This is a genomic window from Acinetobacter sp. 161(2023) (genome assembly GCF_037027805.1).
In the GTDB taxonomy this organism is placed as follows: domain Bacteria; phylum Pseudomonadota; class Gammaproteobacteria; order Pseudomonadales; family Moraxellaceae; genus Acinetobacter.
The window spans coordinates 73208-91899 of sequence record NZ_JAZEYD010000015.1 but is presented as its reverse complement, the minus strand read 5'-3'; the positions used below and the strand labels follow the sequence as shown (position 1 = coordinate 91899).

Genomic DNA, 18692 nt, shown 5'->3' with positions numbered 1-18692 from the left:
GTTAATAAACCATGTTTTTTTAACTCATTTCAAATCATATTTTTTTAAATGACCATGATCATCATAATGTAAGACAACACGCTGAGCCTTTTGTAATTCTGATAATGACTCAGTACTTACTGTAAATTGTGAAGCCAATAATTCAACAGAGCTATTGGGTGCCTTACTACGGCGATCATCCCCATGAAATCTAAGCCAGTTATAGCTTGCCCATAAAATTAGAACCAAAGCACTTAGGCATATTAAAAGAAGTAAATGCAGCAAAGTTTTTACTTCTGCAATATTATCTACCCACACATAGTCATAAATGAGATGTCCTTCGAAAAACCACAAAAATAATGAGACAAGTGGAAAAAGCAACCACATCAAGCAAACCCAGCCAATTGTCTGCAATGTATAGTTTGCGGCTTTATTTTTCACATATTCAGGTTGATCAATATATTCAGGTATATCTAAAACTTCTATTTCAGTAATTTTTTCATTTTTCATGAATTATCTCCACGGAAGCCTCGATCTGGGCTGACCCAACGAGCACGCTTTTTCGTGTTAAATATAGTTTTAGGTACTGCAACAACACTGGTAAACAAAGTAAGTAGCCAGAAAAATAATGGATACCAAATTACCCAAAAATAATTTCTAAAAAATCGGCCACGATCATAGCGATGATCTATCCATAAACTTACTAAAAATTGGATAAGACAAGTTCCACCCAGTATTACCCCATACCACTGAGGCATGAGTGAATTAATTTGAAACTGTTGAGGTAAGTCAATGAATAATCCCACAAAAAATAGAATAAAGATCAAAATCATGACATATGACCAAACAATGCTGACCAAAGCCTCAAGCATAACAGGCCACATACGACGCAAGCGGATTTTGAACATTTTAGGGATGTATTCCAATAATACTTCCACCCCACCTTGCGCCCAGCGAAGACGCTGTTTCCATAGACCTTTGAATGTCTCAGGCATATAGATATAACAAAGTGCTTGAGGAATATATTGAATATCCCAATGATCCATTTGAAGCTTCCACGAGATATCAATATCTTCAGTAATTTTATCGTCTGACCAAAACCCAACTCGAACGAGTGCTGTTTTACGGAACGCTGCGATCACGCCCGAAACTGTAAAAATACGGCCATATGTACGCTGTGCACGTTTAATTAAACCAATAATCGAAGAAAACTCACCTACCTGTAATTTTCCTAAAATACTTGAGCGATTTAGAATTCTAGGATTACCTGTGACGGCGCCAATTCGTGGAAAGTTTGAAAAGGGTTGCATTAACCAAAGTACAGCATGTGGATGTAGCAAAGCATCCCCATCAATACAAACCAGATATTCGTATTTACTGACCAGTACACCCGATCTTAAAGCTACCGCTTTACCCTGATTTTCTGCTAAATGTACAACCCGGAGTCGTGAATCTTGCGCTGATAATTCATCAAGGATTTCAGCTGTCCTATCACTACTCCCGTCGTTGACAGCAATCACTTCAAAATTAGGATATTTTGTTTGCAGCGCATAACGAATCGTTTCTCGTACCTGAGCTTCTTCGTTAAAACATGGAATAATGATACTGCACCCTTCACTGGTGGGTGAAGGAAGCGTTTGTTCGCGGTATTCCCTTTTAAAAAAGAACCAAAGTCCTCCTACCATCCATGTCCAAGCCATGAGTAAAGGATATAAAAAGGCAAAAGCAAATAGAATATCGAGTAATACTCTCATTACTTTTTCCCCTCTACTAATCCAGCAAAAGGCTGATACATGACAGGGCTAGCATTTAGACTGATCGGATTATATAAATATTGATGTACATCTTTTGATTTTTCAAAACTATAGCCATCAATCCCAAATTTTTGGATCCCTATCTGTTGAATTGAGAAAAGCCCTTGTTTCACTTCCTGCCAAGCATTTTTCTGGTCATTTTCTGGCAATGTTAAGGTCAGCATAATTCTTTGCTTATATTTCTTATCCAATGTATTCAAAAGTGTTAATGCATGATTAAACTGTTTTTGCTTACCAATAATATTAAATTTAAGATTCACTAAATCATGTTGAGATAAAAGTGAGGTTAATAGCTCTGGTAGATTGTCTATATGCTCCAAATCAGGTGTAAGCAATAAACTAAACTGAGCCTGATTACTCATATTCAAATAAGGCTTCGCAGCATTTTGAGTAAGCTGACTCACTTGTGCCAGTTGCTTTACTTGTTCAACACAGCTGCTTTCTTTTAGAGGTGCAGTTTGCATTGCACAATTTAACGAGGCTCCTGCATTCAGTTGGATCCCACTTAAATTACTATTAAAACGCGCAATATCTTTAGCTAAATCTGCCACTAAGAATGGTTTATTTTTTTGCGGGTACGCAGGTAATTCTAAAATAACCGCCTGCCCTGCACGTGTTTGTGCCTGCCATAAACTCCGGTTTAAAATATCTTGTTGAACAGACATTTTATCTGTAGGGAAATAAGCAACATCATATTGTCCATCTCCGTCCTGATCATCTAAAGGCTTCAATATCAATGCGTTGCTTTTTAAGCTATAGAGATTGGTTAACAGTGCCCCTAATTTTTGATCTGACTGGGCATTGGTTGAAGCAGCTAATTGTTTTAAATCCATACTCACAAAGTGTTTTGGTTGCTTATATAAATCTTTATCAGTAGAGTTCAAAATACTAAGCAATGTCTCAGACAACTGTTCAGCTGTAGAGTTATCTACCATGAGTGTGCGTTTAAAGGTCAGATCATTAATCTGATTGATCCCATCACGCCCCAGACTAAACGAGAAAGTAAAACCTGCTTGCTGAGCTAGTTTTTCTAGCTGCTGATTTACAGCACCATATGGCCATACAATCGCTTTAGGCTCTACGCCCAATTCTTTTTTCAAGACATCATGAGATTTTTTTAAATCATTAAAAACACGCTGCTGATATTCAAGATCAGTTTCATAACGCGCTTGTGATTTTAAATACATATATGTATTTGCTGCGGGTTGTTCATTTCCTTGAGGATTCGCCAACACACCATGATGCAAATCGTCACTATGACTTGCAAACTCAGCTAAACCTGAGGCTTGCATTTCTCGAACTTGTTTCCAATCGACCAAGTTCCCTTGTCCATAAGCTTCATAACCCGCTTTCGTATTACCATTTAACCAACTGGTGGGAAGTGCAAATACTGCTGGAATCTGATATTGCTTAAGTAATGGGAATATCCGGCTGTAGCTACTTAAAGCACCATCATCAAAAGTTAATAAAATAGAGTTATGAGGTAGTTCCTTACCCTGCTGACGAGCCTCTTCAATATCTTTTAAGCGAACAGGCTTCCAGTCAGATTGACTGAGCCAGTCAAAGAATTGTGCTAGATTTTTACTTTGAATTGCATAAATATCCCGATCACCTTCTTTTAAAACATCATCTCTGACATCATGAAAAGTTAAAGAAACCGTATGATTTTTTGGCAGTTCAGTTTCAATACGGGCATATGCAAATTGCAGAGGTAATAATGTTGAAGTCAAAGCACAGCCCAACATTTTCGACAATAAATTATTCATTAAAAACGCCCTTCAAATCCAAAAATACCGTAGGTATGCTGTTCATCATGACCATCGTATGGATGGTATTGCCAACCAATTCCATAATTGAGCTGCCAAGTCCGTGAGAGTTGCCATTGATGCTGATATTGCAGAGAGTATGTTGGTCTAGCTGAGTAATCTGCTTGTTTATAGAGTCCAACTCCAGCCTCAAAATGCTGCTTGAATGAGCGCTCATATTCTCGCCAAGTGACCCAGTCATGGCTTAAATTCAACTCAGCGCTGTAGTGATTGCTTGGGCTAAAGTAAGCGGTCTGATCTTGGCTATTGCTGCCATAAAATCCACGAACGGTTCCATAGGTCATATGATGTGGAGCATCAAATAACTTTTCTCGCCAAAAAGTTGAAAATTCTTGTTGTTTGTTACCATCACTAATATTAGTCAAACCGTAACTCGTCCCAATTTGACGTGACTCATCTTTTTGCCATGTCAAAGCGGCACGGTAAGCTTGTCCATCTTCACCAGCATCAATTGCTTGTAATGGAATATTAGCTTGACTGTCATATTGCAATTGATACTGCCAGTGGTCGTTTAACCATTGCGACCAATCAAGACGAACCCCTGCTTGCCCGCCATCTGTACTTTGCGACAAAATTGCCGACAACGCCTTACGGTTTGCTTGCCACTCAGCACCGACGCCATAACGTTGGTCATGCACATCACCAAAACGGTATTCTCCAAAACGATCTTGATGCCAAGCAAATAAACGATAATTATCTTTAATCCACGGGCTATTAAGACGAGTTTCCATTTCGCGGTCTTTTAAACCATTTTGCCCACTCACAGAATCACTGTTCTCTGCTTTACTCTGGCCCCAAGTCGTTGAGTGCGAAATGGTTGCTCTATCACGATCATCCAACTCTTTTCGACTTTTAACTACGCCACTATCTTCAGGATAATATTGCAAAAGAGTTTCTGTGTTTTTGCGCCATTCAGGAATATCCCCTAAAGCCTGCGCATTTTGCATTTGATTAATTCGTGTATCTTTAGCAACCGGTGTTAAACCATTTAAACGAGAAATAGTTTGCTTGGACTGTAGAGGTTTATCTCTCCAACGCTCAACACGAGCTAAATTATTAATTAAGCCTCCGTTGGCAGGTGCAAGATTCACTTGCTTCTGGAAATGTTTTTCTGATTGATCAAGATGATTTGCATAAGCTAAATGCATACCTTGTAAAGCAATATAATCATCACGATCAGGATGGCTTGATTTATCTACCCCTTTGGCTTGACTATATTTATACGTAGGGATCAATCGATCAACCTCACTCAAAAACTGTTCAGCTTGTTTATATTTTTCTTGTTCAATATATGAATAATAAAGCCCCGTATATACCGTCATATCTGAATAGTTTTTTTCAGTAAGCAAAGTTTTAAAAGCAAGTTCAGCTTTTTGTGGCTGTCTTTCAGCCAAATAACTATCAGCTATTGCATGACGAATATAAGCAGGTAGTTTTTCTAAAGGTATATTTAATTTAGTAAATTGATCCAGTACTGAACGGCTACGTCCGCGGAAATCTAACCCATATATATAGTCATAATGGAATCTTAAATAATTAGGATCTGAAATTTGAATTAAAGGCTGCATTTGCTCACCTTGTTTCAACACAGCATCAAGCTCAGCAAAACCTTCACTATCCGACATACCTTGTCGATTCAAATATTTATAACGAGTAATTGCATTACTTACACGTTGAGAAAACTCACTGACTTGTAGCCAGTGTTGTAACGATTCTATTTGTGCATTTTTATCGCTAGCTAGCAACAACTGCTGAGCCTTGTTATAAGCCCCCACAGCTGCTAAGTCATAACTGTATTCTTGTAAAACTGCAAAAGACTTGGGCTGCTGCTTATATGCTTGTTCAATTGCAGATAAAGCATCTACAGGCGAATTAATAAGACGATAGGCATAGGCGATTTGTACAAGTTGATCAGTCTTCAAACTTTTACTATTAACTTTTGCTAACTGCGCTTTGGCATTTACCACATCTTTAGCTTCAGCATATAAAACTGCTAACAAAATCTGCCCATCAGGCGTTTTTTGAATATTAAATTTATTCGACCAATCAATCGCATTTTTAAAGTGTTTAAAATCACGAAAATTACGTATTAAAGGTAGCTGTCCATATTCTGGAAAACTAACCAAATTAATATTCGCTAGATGCTGTGAAAAATTTACAAGATCTTTTTTTTCATTTGACATTACAACTAAATAATCAGCTAGCAATTTTTGATCATGCGGATAGGTTTTTAGCAATTGATCCAGTTGCAATATTGCTTGGTGAGTTTGTCCAGTTTTGTAAGTGTGAATAGCCTGCTCTCGCAACTCATCCACTTGAGCAGCATATAAATTGAGAGGCAAGATGTATACCAATGAAAAAACACATTTTTTTAGCATTTTGATAATCGGATAGTCCCATATCGAGGTGGGAAAGTATAATTAAAAATAAATAAATAATCACACAACAGCAAAATAGTGTGACCTATTTAACATTTTTGAATTATGGATTTTTGTTGATTGTTTTTTTAAAATATTTAGTAAAATTAAATAATTAGAATTTTTAAATCTGTTCAAACATATACATTTCTTTTCAATATTCTTATTTTATTTCACAATTAGATTATAAAAACCTTACAGGTCGATAACCAATAAAAACGTTTTAATAACTTTTTGTTTTATATTTAAAACTTTTATTTTCTCATGTTTTATATTTAAAACCATTCAATTTAATCAAAAATAAATATATATAAATTGAATGGTTAAAATAAGCAGTTGATTAAACTAACCAATACGACGTTTTAATCCTGTCATTTGTAAAACACGCGTTGAAATTTCTTCAATCGACATTTCAGTCACGTTTAAATATTTAATCCCTTCTGAAATATAGATTCCTTCAATTGCTCTAAGTTCCATTTGGCATTGACTAAAACTTGCATAACGACTATTCGCCTTACGTTCACTACGAATCGCAACTAATCGCTCAGCATCAATCATTAAACCAAATAGTTTACTGCGATGTGGTCTTAGTACTGCTGGCAAACGGTTATCATCCAAATCTTCTTCTGTTAATGGATAATTTGCAACACGGATACCAAATTGAAGAGATAAGTAAATAGAGGTTGGTGTTTTACCCGAGCGAGAAACGCCAATTAAGATTAAGTCCGCTTTATCATAATGACGAGTACGCGCTCCATCATCATTATCAAGCGCAAAATGAACGGCATCAATACGGGCTTTATAAGACTCAGAATCAGTTACGGCATGGGTCTGTCCAACCAATGTGGTAGGCGGTGTACCTAATTCTTGTTCGAGTTTACTGATTAAGCCTTCAAACACATCAAGATTAACTGCTTTAGCAGTATTAATAATTTCTCGCGCGTTTGGATCAACTAAAGTATCAAAGACTAAAGGTAGACAACCATCCTTGGTTTGACATCTATTAATTTCAATCACAACATCCATTGCCGCCTCTTCAGTTGTAATATACGGCATGATATGAATATCAAAATCTACATTGGGAAACTGTGCTAATAACGAATGTCCAAGAGTCTCGGCAGTAATTGCAGTTCCATCAGAAATAAAAAAAACGCTCCGTCTAAACTGTTTACTTTCTGACATTAAAATTCTCCTTAAACATTTGTCTTAGTGCTATATAATCTTTATAGTAAACTGATCTTACATGACTGTCGCTTAGTATAATTCTCAACTAAGCACTTTATTTTTATAATTTCATGCCAAGATAGACATTAATACTGCAAAAGTGGAGTGAAAACTTTGGAAGCGCGCGTAATCGGTCTAGAAAAATTAGGGAAACACGATGTCGAACTCGTAGGTGGGAAAAACTCATCTTTGGGTGAAATGATCAGCCATTTATCAAATGCTGGTGTATCGGTACCTGGCGGTTTTGCAACTACTGCTGATGCCTATCGTGAGTTCTTAGATCAAAGCGGTCTTAACGCTCGAATTCAAGCAGAACTTGCTCAACTCAATGTTGATGACGTAAATGCCCTTGCAGAAACAGGTGCTAAAATTCGTCAATGGATTGTAGAGACTCCACTCACTGCAGCCCTAGAACAAGAAATTCGCGCCGCTTTTACAACACTTTCTAACGGCAACCCAGAAATCGCGGTTGCCGTTCGTTCATCTGCAACTGCTGAAGATTTACCAGATGCTTCATTCGCAGGTCAGCAAGAAACTTTCTTGAATATTCGCGGTATTGATAACGTTCTTATTGCAATTAAAGAAGTATTTGCTTCTTTATATAATGATCGTGCAATTTCTTACCGTGTACATCAAGGTTTTGACCATGATGTCGTTGCACTTTCTGCTGGCATTCAGCGTATGGTTCGCTCTGAAACTGGTGCTGCGGGTGTAATGTTTACACTTGATACCGAGTCTGGTTTCCGTGAAGTTGTATTTATTACAGCATCTTATGGTTTAGGTGAGATGGTTGTACAGGGCGCAGTTAACCCAGATGAATTTTACTTATCTAAACCATTATTAAATGCTGGTAGACATTCAGTTTTACGCCGTAACCTTGGTTCAAAACACCAGAAAATGATTTATGGTGAAGAAGGTTCTGCTGGTAAATCAGTTGTCGTTGTTGATGTTGAGAAACAAGAGCGCCAACAATTTGCTTTAAATGATCATGAGTTACAAGAGCTAGCTAAACAAGCGCTTATTATTGAGCAGCACTACGGTGCGCCAATGGATATCGAATGGGCAAAAGATGGCGATGATGGTCAAATTTATATTGTTCAAGCTCGTCCTGAAACGGTAAAAAGCCGCCAAAATGTAGGCACAATGGAGCGCTATCTTCTTAAACAAAGAGGCACTGTTCTTTGTGAAGGTCGTTCAATTGGCCAACGTATTGGTTCTGGTAAAGTCCGCATCATCAGCTCAATTAAAGAGATGGACAAGGTTCAAGAAGGCGACGTTCTTGTATCAGATATGACCGACCCTGATTGGGAACCGGTAATGAAACGTGCTGCGGCAATTATTACTAACCGTGGTGGTCGTACATGTCACGCGGCAATTATTGCACGTGAACTTGGTGTACCCGCTATTGTAGGCTGTGGTAACGCAACAGAAGTATTGACTGATGGTCAAGAAGTAACAGTTTCTTGTGCTGAAGGTGATACTGGCTTCATTTACGAAGGTGCTTTAGATTTCGAAGTTCAACGTAACTCAATTGAATCTATGCCTAAACTTTCGTTCAAAATTATGATGAACGTAGGTAACCCTGACCGCGCATTTGACTTTGCCCAAATTCCAAACGAAGGTATTGGTCTTGCTCGTCTTGAGTTCATTATTAACCGTATGATCGGCGTGCACCCTAAAGCCCTACTCAACATTGATAGCCTACCACGTGAAACTCGTGCTGCGGTTCTGACTCGTACTGCGGGTTATGCTTCACCTGTAGATTTCTATGTTGAAAAATTGGTTGAAGGCATTGCAACTCTTGCTGCTGCATTCGGTGATAAGCCAGTTATTGTTCGTATGTCTGACTTCAAATCAAACGAATATGCAAACTTGATTGGCGGTAAGTTATACGAGCCTGAAGAAGAAAACCCGATGCTCGGTTTCCGTGGTGCAAGCCGTTATGTATCTGATAACTTCCGTGACTGCTTCGAATTAGAATGCCGTGCACTTAAGAAAGCTCGTGATGAAATGGGTCTAACCAATATTCAAATCATGATTCCTTTTGTACGTACTGTATCTGAAGCAAAACGCGTTATTGAGTTACTCGCACAAAATGGTTTAAGACGCGGTGAGAACGGCTTAAAAGTAATCATGATGTGTGAATTACCAACTAACGCTTTGTTAGCTGAACAATTCCTAGAGCATTTCGATGGTTTCTCTATTGGTTCGAATGACTTAACTCAGTTAACTCTCGGTCTTGACCGTGACTCTGGCATTGTTTCACACCTTTTTGATGAGCGTGATGCAGCAGTGAAAGCCCTTCTTTCAATGGCAATCCATGCCTGCCGCAAAGCGGGTAAATATGTAGGTATCTGTGGTCAAGGTCCTTCAGACCATCCAGATCTTGCAAAATGGTTAATGGAACAAGGTATTGAGTCTGTCTCTCTCAACCCAGACTCAGTTTTAGATACATGGTTCTTCCTTGCTGAAGAAAAAATCAAGCAAATCTAATATGTTATAAAAAAAGGCCCATCCGTGGGTCTTTTTTCATCTTTAGAACAGAGAATTTTTATTTATGCAAATTTACTTGGCACGTAATAATCAACAAGCTGGGCCTTACACCTTAGAGCAAGTAAATCAAATGTTGGTTAGCCAACAAATTTTGTTAACTGATTTAGCTTGGCATGAAGGCATGACAGAATGGAAAGCTTTAGGAGAATTAACCCAAGGTAAACTTGTATATCAACCTATCGGTTATTCTGCACCTGTCATAAACACAAACAGCTCGGTTAATGAAACTATTCGTCAAATTCGTGTAGAGCCTAAAACTCACGAACTTGCCTCTATTCCATCTCGAGCTTTGGCAAAAATTATTGATTTATTGCTTTGGTTACCAATAGCTGCGATTCCTTCTTTTTTCTTTAACGAAGCTCAATACAAGCAATTATTTGAGTTACAAAAACAAATGCAATCTGCGGAAGTTGCATCAACTAAAGCAGCAGAATTACAACAGCAACTTTTTACTTTAATTCCTATCGAAGCTTGGCATTCTATGCTTGCTTACGTAGTAATCATGCTTGCCATTCAAGCCTTTCTTTTAACCAAATATGGGCAAAGTATAGGTAAGAAAATTGTTGGAATTAAAATTGTAGATGCCGAGAGCAATAGTAAAGTTAATTTAACTCGCGTCTTCTTATTAAGAAGTATTGTTTTCATCATACTCAATTTGTTGTTTATGCCTATTAGTACAATTATTGACTATGCTTTTGCATTAGGACAAAAGCGACAAGCGCTACACGACAAAATTGCAAGAACAAAAGTGATCAAACGATAGTGAATTACTCATTCATTTAAGGTCTAAAAAAAAAGGAGGCACCTCGCCTCCTTTTTTCTATAGAGAGTTGATATTTAAATAAAAGCTCCATACAGATTCGATACCCTACAAAAAAAATCGGGTTTTAAAACAATTATTTCAGGCGACTTTATGTATAGCTTAGTTTGTTGATATGAGGCATAATGCCCTACAACGTAGCGGTGTCATATAATTGAGAAGTCTAAATTTAAGGATTAGCGTTCTCAATCATGCGACACTTTAATCGCTATCCCATATTTAATTAGGGAATGGGACTCTTCACCGAGGTTGTAAAATGAGACAAACGATTTTAGCTGTATTGTCTTTATCAACGCTTGCCGCACTTTTGACTGGGTGTGGTGGTGATATGGTACTTCTAAACTCTAAAGGTCCAGTTGGTCAAGGTCAAAGCGACCTCATGATGACTGCGATCTATTTAATGTTACTTGTGGTGATTCCTTCAATCATCATGGCATTATGGTTTGGTTGGAAATATCGCGCGTCAAATAAAGATGCAGACTATAAACCTACATGGGCACACTCAACTACAATTGAAGTTGTAGTTTGGGGTATCCCTGTCATTATTATTGGTATTTTAGCTTGGTTAACTTGGTGGGGTTCCCACAAGTATGACCCATACCGTCCTTTAGAATCAGATAAAGCTCCTTTAACTATTCAAGTTGTTGCTGAACAGTTCAAGTGGATCTTCATTTATCCTGAACAAAACATTGCTACTGTTAACGAAGTACGTTTCCCTGAAAAAACTCCGTTAAGCTTTAAAATCACCTCTAACTTCACAATGAACTCATTCTTCATTCCACAGTTAGGCGGCCAGATTTATGCAATGGCAGGTATGCAGACTCACCTTCATTTGTTAGCAAATGAAACTGGCGTATATCGTGGTTTCTCTTCTAACTACTCAGGTTACGGTTTCTCTCAAATGCGTTTCAAGGCGCATAGTGTTACAGAGCAACAGTTCAACGAATGGGTAGCAGCTGTAAAAGCAGGTAATGGTTCTACTATTAATCCAGAAGCAGTTCAAAAAACTACGCTTGACCAAGCTGAATTAGCAACCTTACGTGATGGTAACCGTTCTAAGCACCAAATCGAGCATTTAGCAAATCGTGCTAAAGCTGATGGTGATCAAGAAGCGTTTGCTAAAGCTGAAGCTATGAAACCGTTCCCGACTAAGCCACACCCTGTGACTTATTACTCTTCAGTTGAACCAAAATTGTTTGAAACAATTATCAACCATTATATGAGTAACTATCATGGTGTTGACCACTCTGCTGCGCATGCAACAGCTGAACACGCTGCTCAAGGGGAATAAGACATGGATATGATTTTTGGTAAACTGGGTTGGGACTCTATCCCGACAGAGCCAATCGTGCTTGTCACCATGGTCCTTATGGCACTTGGTGGAATTGTTGTGCTTGGCGGTATCACCTATTTCAAAAAATGGGGATATTTGTGGAATGAGTGGTTTATTACGGTAGACCATAAAAAAATTGGTATCATGTACATTCTTGTATCTGTAGTCATGCTTTTGCGTGGTTTCGCCGATGCAATTATGATGCGTCTACAACTTTTCCTCGCTAAAGGCGGCGGCGAAGGTTATCTACATCCAGACCATTACGACCAGATCTTCACCGCACACGGTGTAATTATGATCTTCTTCGTAGCAATGGGTCTCGTTGTAGGTATGATGAACATCTCTGTACCTTTACAGATTGGTGCTCGTGACGTTGCTTTCCCATTATTGAACTCTTTAAGCTTCTGGTTATTCGCCGGTGCTGCTGGTTTGATGATGCTTTCTCTTGTATTAGGTGAATTTGCTGCGACTGGTTGGATGGCTTACCCTCCTCTGTCTGGCATTCAATATTCTCCTGGTGTAGGTGTTGACTACTATATCTGGGCACTTCAGGTTTCTGGTCTAGGTACGCTTTTATCTGGTGTTAACTTCTTCGTTACCATCATCAAAATGCGTGCACCTGGCATGAAATTGATGGATATGCCTATTTTTACGTGGACTGCACTTTGTACGGCTGTATTAATCATTGCATCTTTCCCTGTCTTAACAGGCACACTTGCAATGTTAACTCTAGACCGTTACTTCGGTTTCCATTTCTTCACAAATGAGCTTGGCGGTAGCCCAATGCTTTATGTGAACTTGATCTGGACATGGGGTCACCCTGAAGTATATATCTTAGTATTACCAGCATTTGGCCTATACTCAGAAATCGTTGCAACCTTCTCTCGTAAAGCGTTGTTCGGTTATAAGTCTATGGTGTATGCAACTATCGCAATTACAGTTCTTGCGTTCGTTGTATGGCTTCACCACTTCTTTACCATGGGTGCTGGTGCGAACGTTAACGCGTTCTTCGGTATCATGACCATGGTTATTGCGATTCCTACTGGTGTGAAAATCTTCTCTTGGTTATTCACCATGTATAAAGGTCGCATCACCTTTACTACTCCAATGTTATGGACGCTTGGCTTCCTTATTACATTTGGTATTGGTGGTTTAACTGGTGTACTTATGGCTGTTCCACCTGCGGACTTCCTTGTACACAACTCATTATTCTTGATCGCTCACTTCCATAACGTAATTATCGGTGGTGTGGTGTTTGGTATGTTTGCCGGCATCATTTACTATTGGCCAAAAATGTTTGGTTGGAAGCTCAATGAAGCATGGGGTAAAGCTGCGTTCTGGTTCTGGTTCTTCGGTTTCTACTTTGCATTCATGCCACTTTATATCCTTGGTTTCATGGGTATGACTCGTCGTTTGAATACATATGACAACCCTGAATGGGATCCTTACCTTGCAATTGCATTATTTGGTGCTGTTCTCGTTGCGATTGGTATTGCATGTTTCTTAATGCAAATCATTGTTGGTTTCTTACAACGCAAAGACAACATGGACCTTACAGGCGATCCATGGGATGCACGTACGCTTGAATGGGCAACCTCTTCCCCTGCTCCGTTCTATAACTTTGCGCATGAACCAGATGCTAGCGGTATTGACCGTTTCTGGACTGACAAAGAAAATGGTGTAGCATACGCACGTAACACTAAATATGAAGACATCCACATGCCGACTGATCGTGCTGCTGGTTTTGTCATTGCAATGTTCATTACGATCCTTGGCTTTGCACTCATTTGGCATATTTGGTGGCTTGTTGTTGTTTCATTCGTTTCAGCTGTTGTTAGCTTGATCGTAAGCTCATTCACTAAGAATGTTGATTACTATGTTCCAGCTGCTGAAGTTGAGCGTATTGAAAACGAACGCTATGCTTTACTTGAAAAACACTTGAAGAAGGACTAAGGAAATGGCTGAAGTACTTCATCACGACAACCACGGCCACGATGGTCATCATGAACATGATGATACTGACTTAACGGTCTTTGGTTTCTGGACATACTTGATGAGTGACTTGATTCTTTTCGGATCACTCTTCATTGCGTTCGCTGTATTAAGCAGTCATATTCCACCAGGAACTCCAAGTGCATATGACCTATTCCATGATTCTTTAGGCTACGTGTTAACTGAAACATTTGCCTTATTGATTTCATCGGTAACTTTCGGTTTTGCGGTACTTGCATCTTATAAAAAGAATGTAAATCAAGTTATCACTTGGTTATTTATTACATTCCTTTTTGGTGCAACGTTCATTGGAATGGAACTTTATGAGTTCCATCACCTTGTAGAAGAAGGTCATGGTCCAACTCACAGTGCATTCTTATCATCGTTCTTTACTTTGGTTGGTACACATGGTATCCACGTAACTTCTGGTTTAGTGTGGATGTTGGTATTAATGTATCAAATCAAAACTAAAGGTTTGACATTACCGAATACACGTCGTCTAGCTTGCTTAAGCTTGTTCTGGCACTTCCTTGACATCGTTTGGATCTGTGTATTCAGCGTCGTTTACTTACTGGGAGTTCTCTAATGAGTAGTCATGACCATAATGCTGCAGGTGCGTCACACGGTAACTTTAAGCAATACACTGTTGGATTTATCCTTTCTGTTATCCTCACCATCATCCCGTTCGGGATGGTGATGGCGGGTGGTTTCAGTCGTGGCATCTTAGTTACAGTAATTGCAATCGCTGCTATTGCTCAGGTTCTTGTACAGCTTGTGTACTTCCTACACATGAATACATCATCTGAACAACGCTGGAATATGATCGCATTCATCTACACAATCTTATGTATCGCTGTACTTTTGATTGGTTCTGTGTGGATTATGAATTACCTTCACTACAATATGATGATCTAAACTGATTGTCATGTTGAAAAAATATCTATTCCTGACTAAACCAGGAATTCTCTTCGGTAATTTCATTACCACCTTGGGCGGCTTTTTCTTAGCCGCCCAAGGCTCTATAGACATCTTATTATTACTACTCACCTTACTTGGAACTACTTTAGTTGTTGCTTCGGGTTGTGTCGTAAATAATGTTATAGACCAAGACATCGATACCAAAATGCAGCGCACGCAAAACCGTGCATTGGTCAAAAAAACCATTTCTCCTACTGTTGCACTTATATATGCATTCGTTCTTGGACTTATCGGTTTTAGTATTTTGTGGTTCGGTGTAAATGCTTACGCTTTCTTGTTTGCAATAATTGGTTTTATTGTCTATGTCGGTTTTTATAGTTTGTGGACAAAACGTACCTCAATCCATCAAACCGTCATTGGTAGCATTTCCGGAGCGAGTCCCCCTGTTATTGGTTATACAGCAGTAACTCATCATTTTGATGTAGCCGCCTTACTTTTGTTTTTGGCTTATGCGCTATGGCAAATGCCACATTCATGGGCAATTGCTATTTATCGCTTTGACGATTACAAAAACGCGGGAATCCCGATTCTGCCAGTTGCACGTTCTATTTATCGCACGAAAGTAGAGTGTGTCATTTATATTCTGTTGTTTGCAGCCGTATTGAATGGTTTATATTGTTTTGGCTATACCAATATATTCTTTCTAGTCACCTTTAATGCATTAACAGCATATTGGCTCTATTTATCAATTATTGGTTTTAAAGCTGAAAATGACCAACTTTGGGCTAAACGTTTTTTCCTCTACTCGGTCATATTAATCACCCTGTTAAGTTTGAGCTTTAGCTTTACCTATCAATCCCCTGCTCCAAATCTTCCTCTCTTTTAAATAAGGGAGGATTTCCTCCTTAAGAGTAAAGAACTTTTACTTTTCTCATCAAAAGATTTGTTTTTAGTCGAACTTTTACTTATAATTCAGCCTTCGCAATTTTTGCGACATAACTTTTAAGTTATGACTCCTTGCTTCTAATTTTTTATTTATTAGGGGCTGTTTAAACCGTAAGGAGCTGACAATGCGTCATTACGAAATCGTACTTTTAGTACACCCAGATCAAAGCGATCAAGTTGTAGGTATGGTTGAACGCTATATCTCTCAGATCAAAGAAGCTGAAGGTCAAATTCACCGTTTAGAAGATTGGGGCCGTCGTCAATTGGCTTACCCAATTAACAAAATTCACAAAGCACATTACATTCTTATGAATGTTGAGTGTGGCCAAACTACTCTTGATGAGTTAGAAGAATTGTTCCGTTATAATGACGCGATCATTCGTAACCTTATCATCCGTCGTGAACACGCAATCACTGAAGAGTCATTGCTTGCTAAAAGTGCTGAAGAAAAGCGTGCGCGTAAAGCTCAACGTGAAGAAGCACAGCAAGTTGCTCAAGAAGCTGAATAAGGAGAACATCAATGGCACGTTTTTACCGTCGTCGCAAGTTCTGCCGCTTTACAGCTGAGAATGTTGTGTACATCGACTACAAAGATATCGATACTTTAAAACAGTACATCACTGAAAACGGCAAGATTGTTCCTAGCCGTATCACTGGTACTAAAGCTCGTTATCAACGTCAATTAGCACTTGCTATCAAGCAAGCTCGCTACTTGTCTTTGATTGCGTACACTGACAACCATAAGTGAGGTGATCTGTGGACGTTATCTTATTACAACGCATTAAAAACCTTGGTAAATTAGGCGATAAAGTATCAGTTAAAGCTGGTTACGGCCGTAACTTCCTTATCCCTCAAGGTAAAGCAGTTGCAGCTACTGAAGCTAACACTGCTGCTTTCGAAGCTCGTCGCGCTGAACTTGAAAAGCAAGAAGCTGAAATTTTAGCTGCTGCTCAAGCACGTGCTGAACAATTGAATGAAGTTAACATCGTTATCACTGCTAAAGCTGGTGACGAAGGTAAACTCTTCGGTTCTATCGGTACTCGTGACATCGCTGACGCTTTAACGAATGCTGGTCTTACAGTTGACCGTGCAGAAGTTCGTTTACCGAATGGCGCGCTTCGTCACACTGGTGAATTCAACATCGCAATCCAATTGCATCATGATGTTGCTGCAGAAGTTCTCGTTACTATCGTATCTGAGTAATTTCTCATCAAAAAAAAGAGCATGCTTTTGCATGCTCTTTTTTTTATGTGCCCTATTTTTAAAATAAGATATATTAATTCCTGATCAGTTCTTCAGTTTTATTGGTTTTTTAATTAGGTAGTTTATTTAATTTTGTTTTAAGATAGTTCTCGGCCTCACAGGCTATTTGCGTACACTTTTTCTTTATCATCAGGTCTAATTATGTCTCAGGCGAATGCCACTTCTTTAACTCTTTCATCTCCAAAAGAAAACAAAACGAGTGAATCAGGCCAACTTAAAGAGTTTCGCACTCCCCCACACAATTTAGCTATTGAACAAGCTGTTCTTGCGGCCCTAATGACAGTTGCCGAATCATTCGAGCAAGTCAGTGACTTATTAAAAGAAAATGATTTTTATGCAACACGTCACAAATATATCTATCGTGCCATTGAGAAACTGGCACAAGAAAACTCTCCTTATGATGCAGTCTTGGTGAATGACTGGCTTTTAAAACAAAATTTACTCGATGCTATTGGTGGCGAAGAATATTTAATGCAGCTTATGGCTGATTCACCATCAAGTTTCTATAACTTAGAAACGTATGCCAGTAAAATTAAAGAGTTCTCTACACTCCGTAGTATGATCAAAGTCAGTACTGAAATTTTACAAAATGCTTATGACACAAAAGGTCGTGGTGTTAGTGAAATTCTAGACCTCGCAGAAACCAGTATTTTTTCTTTAGCAGAGCAACACAATAACAATAAAAAAGATGCAGGTCCTAAATCTATTAGCTCTGTTACCGCCGATGTAATTAGTAAACTCGATGAACTCTCAAAACTAGATGGCAATATCACAGGTTTAACCACAGGTTTCTTAGAACTTGATAATAAAACATCTGGTATGCAAGCAGGCGACTTAATTATTGTTGCCGCACGTCCATCCATGGGTAAAACCACTTTCGCTATGAATTTGGTTGAAAGCGTTCTGCAATATAACAAGCTACCCGCTCTAGTATTTTCAATGGAGATGCCAGCGGACTCAATTGCAATGCGTCTTATTTCTGCAATGGGTAAAGTTCACCAAGGACATTTACGTTCGGGTAACTTAGATGCAGATGAATGGACCAAGGTAACTGGTACCATTTTGCAACTTCAACAAATGCATTTGTACATTGATGACTCATCTGCCCTACCTCCAACGGAACTTCGTGCCCGCGCTCGACGCATTGCCAAAATGCACGATGGTAAAATCGGTTGTATCATGGTCGATTACTTGCAGCTTATGAAAGTTCCAGGAATGGGTGATAACCGTGTGGGTGAGATTTCAGAAATTTCACGTAGCTTGAAAGCCTTAGCAAAAGAAATGCACTGCCCTGTTATCGCACTTTCCCAGCTCAACCGAAGTCTGGAAAACCGACCAAATAAACGCCCAGTAATGTCCGACTTACGTGAATCTGGTGCGATTGAGCAGGATGCCGACTTGATTATGTTTATTTACCGTGATGAGGTTTACAACAAAGAGTCGAAAGAAGCCGGCACTGCAGAAATTATTATTGGTAAACAACGTAACGGTCCAATTGGTTCAGTTCGTCTTGCTTTTGAAGGTCAATATACTCGATTTAGTAATCTCTCTCCTGAGTATTACAGCCAATATGATGATGAAGAATAAACTCTATCTCTAGCCCAAAGG

16 protein-coding genes are annotated in these 18692 nt (G+C 38.9%); 11 read left to right on the top strand and 5 right to left on the bottom strand.

Features of this window, described 5'->3' with window-relative positions; translation table 11 throughout:
- Positions 1–24: 24 nt before the first annotated feature.
- The 5 genes from pgaD to ppsR all read right to left on the bottom strand — a co-directional run bounded on the left by pgaD (position 25) and on the right by ppsR (position 7218).
- Positions 25–489 (bottom strand): poly-beta-1,6-N-acetyl-D-glucosamine biosynthesis protein PgaD, encoded by a 465-nt coding sequence (gene pgaD / locus WA249_RS15170; RefSeq protein WP_336169883.1) that lies wholly within the window; start codon positions 487–489, stop codon positions 25–27.
- Positions 486–1733: a poly-beta-1,6-N-acetyl-D-glucosamine synthase gene (gene pgaC / locus WA249_RS15165; protein WP_336169882.1), complete on the bottom strand. Its 1248-nt coding sequence runs from the start codon at positions 1731–1733 to the stop codon at positions 486–488. The genes pgaD and pgaC overlap by 4 nt, the downstream gene beginning before the upstream one ends.
- Positions 1733–3559 carry a poly-beta-1,6-N-acetyl-D-glucosamine N-deacetylase PgaB gene (gene pgaB / locus WA249_RS15160; protein WP_336169881.1) on the bottom strand — a complete coding sequence of 609 codons (1827 nt, stop codon included), beginning with the start codon at positions 3557–3559 and terminating at the stop codon, positions 1733–1735. The genes pgaC and pgaB overlap by 1 nt, the downstream gene beginning before the upstream one ends.
- Positions 3559–5997 carry a poly-beta-1,6 N-acetyl-D-glucosamine export porin PgaA gene (gene pgaA / locus WA249_RS15155; RefSeq protein ID WP_336169880.1) on the bottom strand — a complete coding sequence of 813 codons (2439 nt, stop codon included), beginning with the start codon at positions 5995–5997 and terminating at the stop codon, positions 3559–3561. Before pgaA ends, pgaB begins: the two co-directional genes overlap by 1 nt.
- A gap of 384 nt (positions 5998–6381) precedes the next feature.
- A complete protein-coding gene (gene ppsR / locus WA249_RS15150) occupies positions 6382–7218 on the bottom strand; it encodes a posphoenolpyruvate synthetase regulatory kinase/phosphorylase PpsR (protein WP_075431463.1) in 837 nt (278 codons plus the stop codon).
- A gap of 147 nt (positions 7219–7365) precedes the next feature.
- Here ppsR and ppsA point away from each other — a divergent pair, with 147 nt between their 5' ends.
- The 11 genes from ppsA (at position 7366) to dnaB (ending at position 18671) form a co-directional block, all read left to right on the top strand.
- Positions 7366–9753, top strand: a complete 2388-nt coding sequence (gene ppsA, locus WA249_RS15145; RefSeq protein ID WP_171068103.1) for a phosphoenolpyruvate synthase — start codon at positions 7366–7368, stop codon at positions 9751–9753.
- 64 nt (positions 9754–9817) lie between these two features.
- The gene (locus WA249_RS15140; protein WP_336169879.1) at positions 9818–10576 is read left to right on the top strand and encodes an RDD family protein; all 759 of its coding nucleotides are present in this window, start codon (positions 9818–9820) and stop codon (positions 10574–10576) included.
- Positions 10577–10889: 313 nt separating this feature from the next.
- Entirely contained in the window at positions 10890–11924 is a 1035-nt protein-coding gene (gene cyoA, locus WA249_RS15135) for a ubiquinol oxidase subunit II (RefSeq protein WP_016137696.1), read from the top strand.
- A gap of 3 nt (positions 11925–11927) precedes the next feature.
- Entirely contained in the window at positions 11928–13919 is a 1992-nt protein-coding gene (gene cyoB, locus WA249_RS15130; protein ID WP_016137695.1) for a cytochrome o ubiquinol oxidase subunit I, read from the top strand.
- A gap of 4 nt (positions 13920–13923) precedes the next feature.
- Positions 13924–14544: a cytochrome o ubiquinol oxidase subunit III gene (gene cyoC / locus WA249_RS15125; protein ID WP_005306751.1), complete on the top strand. Its 621-nt coding sequence runs from the start codon at positions 13924–13926 to the stop codon at positions 14542–14544.
- A complete protein-coding gene (locus tag WA249_RS15120; protein ID WP_016137694.1) occupies positions 14544–14873 on the top strand; it encodes a cytochrome o ubiquinol oxidase subunit IV in 330 nt (109 codons plus the stop codon). The genes cyoC and WA249_RS15120 overlap by 1 nt, the downstream gene beginning before the upstream one ends.
- Before the next feature lie 10 nt (positions 14874–14883).
- Complete coding sequence (cyoE, locus tag WA249_RS15115; RefSeq protein WP_336169878.1) at positions 14884–15762, top strand: heme o synthase; 879 nt, start codon at positions 14884–14886, stop codon at positions 15760–15762.
- A 184-nt stretch (positions 15763–15946) separates the two neighbouring features.
- Positions 15947–16330 carry a 30S ribosomal protein S6 gene (gene rpsF / locus WA249_RS15110; RefSeq protein ID WP_002119610.1) on the top strand — a complete coding sequence of 128 codons (384 nt, stop codon included), beginning with the start codon at positions 15947–15949 and terminating at the stop codon, positions 16328–16330.
- 11 nt (positions 16331–16341) lie between these two features.
- On the top strand, positions 16342–16569 hold the full coding sequence (gene rpsR, locus WA249_RS15105) for a 30S ribosomal protein S18 (protein ID WP_003652483.1): 228 nt from the start codon (positions 16342–16344) through the stop codon (positions 16567–16569).
- A gap of 8 nt (positions 16570–16577) precedes the next feature.
- The gene (gene rplI, locus WA249_RS15100; RefSeq protein ID WP_003652485.1) at positions 16578–17024 is read left to right on the top strand and encodes a 50S ribosomal protein L9; all 447 of its coding nucleotides are present in this window, start codon (positions 16578–16580) and stop codon (positions 17022–17024) included.
- A gap of 201 nt (positions 17025–17225) precedes the next feature.
- Positions 17226–18671 carry a replicative DNA helicase gene (gene dnaB, locus WA249_RS15095; RefSeq protein WP_336169877.1) on the top strand — a complete coding sequence of 482 codons (1446 nt, stop codon included), beginning with the start codon at positions 17226–17228 and terminating at the stop codon, positions 18669–18671.
- The last annotated feature ends 21 nt before the right edge of the window (positions 18672–18692 follow it).

Coding starts and splice junctions, on each gene's coding strand:
- rpsR (WP_003652483.1), top strand. CDS start 16,342: ATGGCACGTTTTTACCGTCGTCGCAAGTTCTGCCGCTTTACAGCTGAG.
- WA249_RS15140 (WP_336169879.1), top strand. CDS start 9,818: ATGCAAATTTACTTGGCACGTAATAATCAACAAGCTGGGCCTTACACC.
- pgaC (WP_336169882.1), bottom strand. CDS start 1,733: ATGAGAGTATTACTCGATATTCTATTTGCTTTTGCCTTTTTATATCCT.
- cyoB (WP_016137695.1), top strand. CDS start 11,928: ATGGATATGATTTTTGGTAAACTGGGTTGGGACTCTATCCCGACAGAG.
- cyoC (WP_005306751.1), top strand. CDS start 13,924: ATGGCTGAAGTACTTCATCACGACAACCACGGCCACGATGGTCATCAT.
- pgaA (WP_336169880.1), bottom strand. CDS start 5,997: ATGCTAAAAAAATGTGTTTTTTCATTGGTATACATCTTGCCTCTCAAT.
- rpsF (WP_002119610.1), top strand. CDS start 15,947: ATGCGTCATTACGAAATCGTACTTTTAGTACACCCAGATCAAAGCGAT.
- ppsR (WP_075431463.1), bottom strand. CDS start 7,218: ATGTCAGAAAGTAAACAGTTTAGACGGAGCGTTTTTTTTATTTCTGAT.
- WA249_RS15120 (WP_016137694.1), top strand. CDS start 14,544: ATGAGTAGTCATGACCATAATGCTGCAGGTGCGTCACACGGTAACTTT.
- cyoA (WP_016137696.1), top strand. CDS start 10,890: ATGAGACAAACGATTTTAGCTGTATTGTCTTTATCAACGCTTGCCGCA.
- cyoE (WP_336169878.1), top strand. CDS start 14,884: ATGTTGAAAAAATATCTATTCCTGACTAAACCAGGAATTCTCTTCGGT.
- pgaB (WP_336169881.1), bottom strand. CDS start 3,559: ATGAATAATTTATTGTCGAAAATGTTGGGCTGTGCTTTGACTTCAACA.
- dnaB (WP_336169877.1), top strand. CDS start 17,226: ATGTCTCAGGCGAATGCCACTTCTTTAACTCTTTCATCTCCAAAAGAA.
- pgaD (WP_336169883.1), bottom strand. CDS start 489: ATGAAAAATGAAAAAATTACTGAAATAGAAGTTTTAGATATACCTGAA.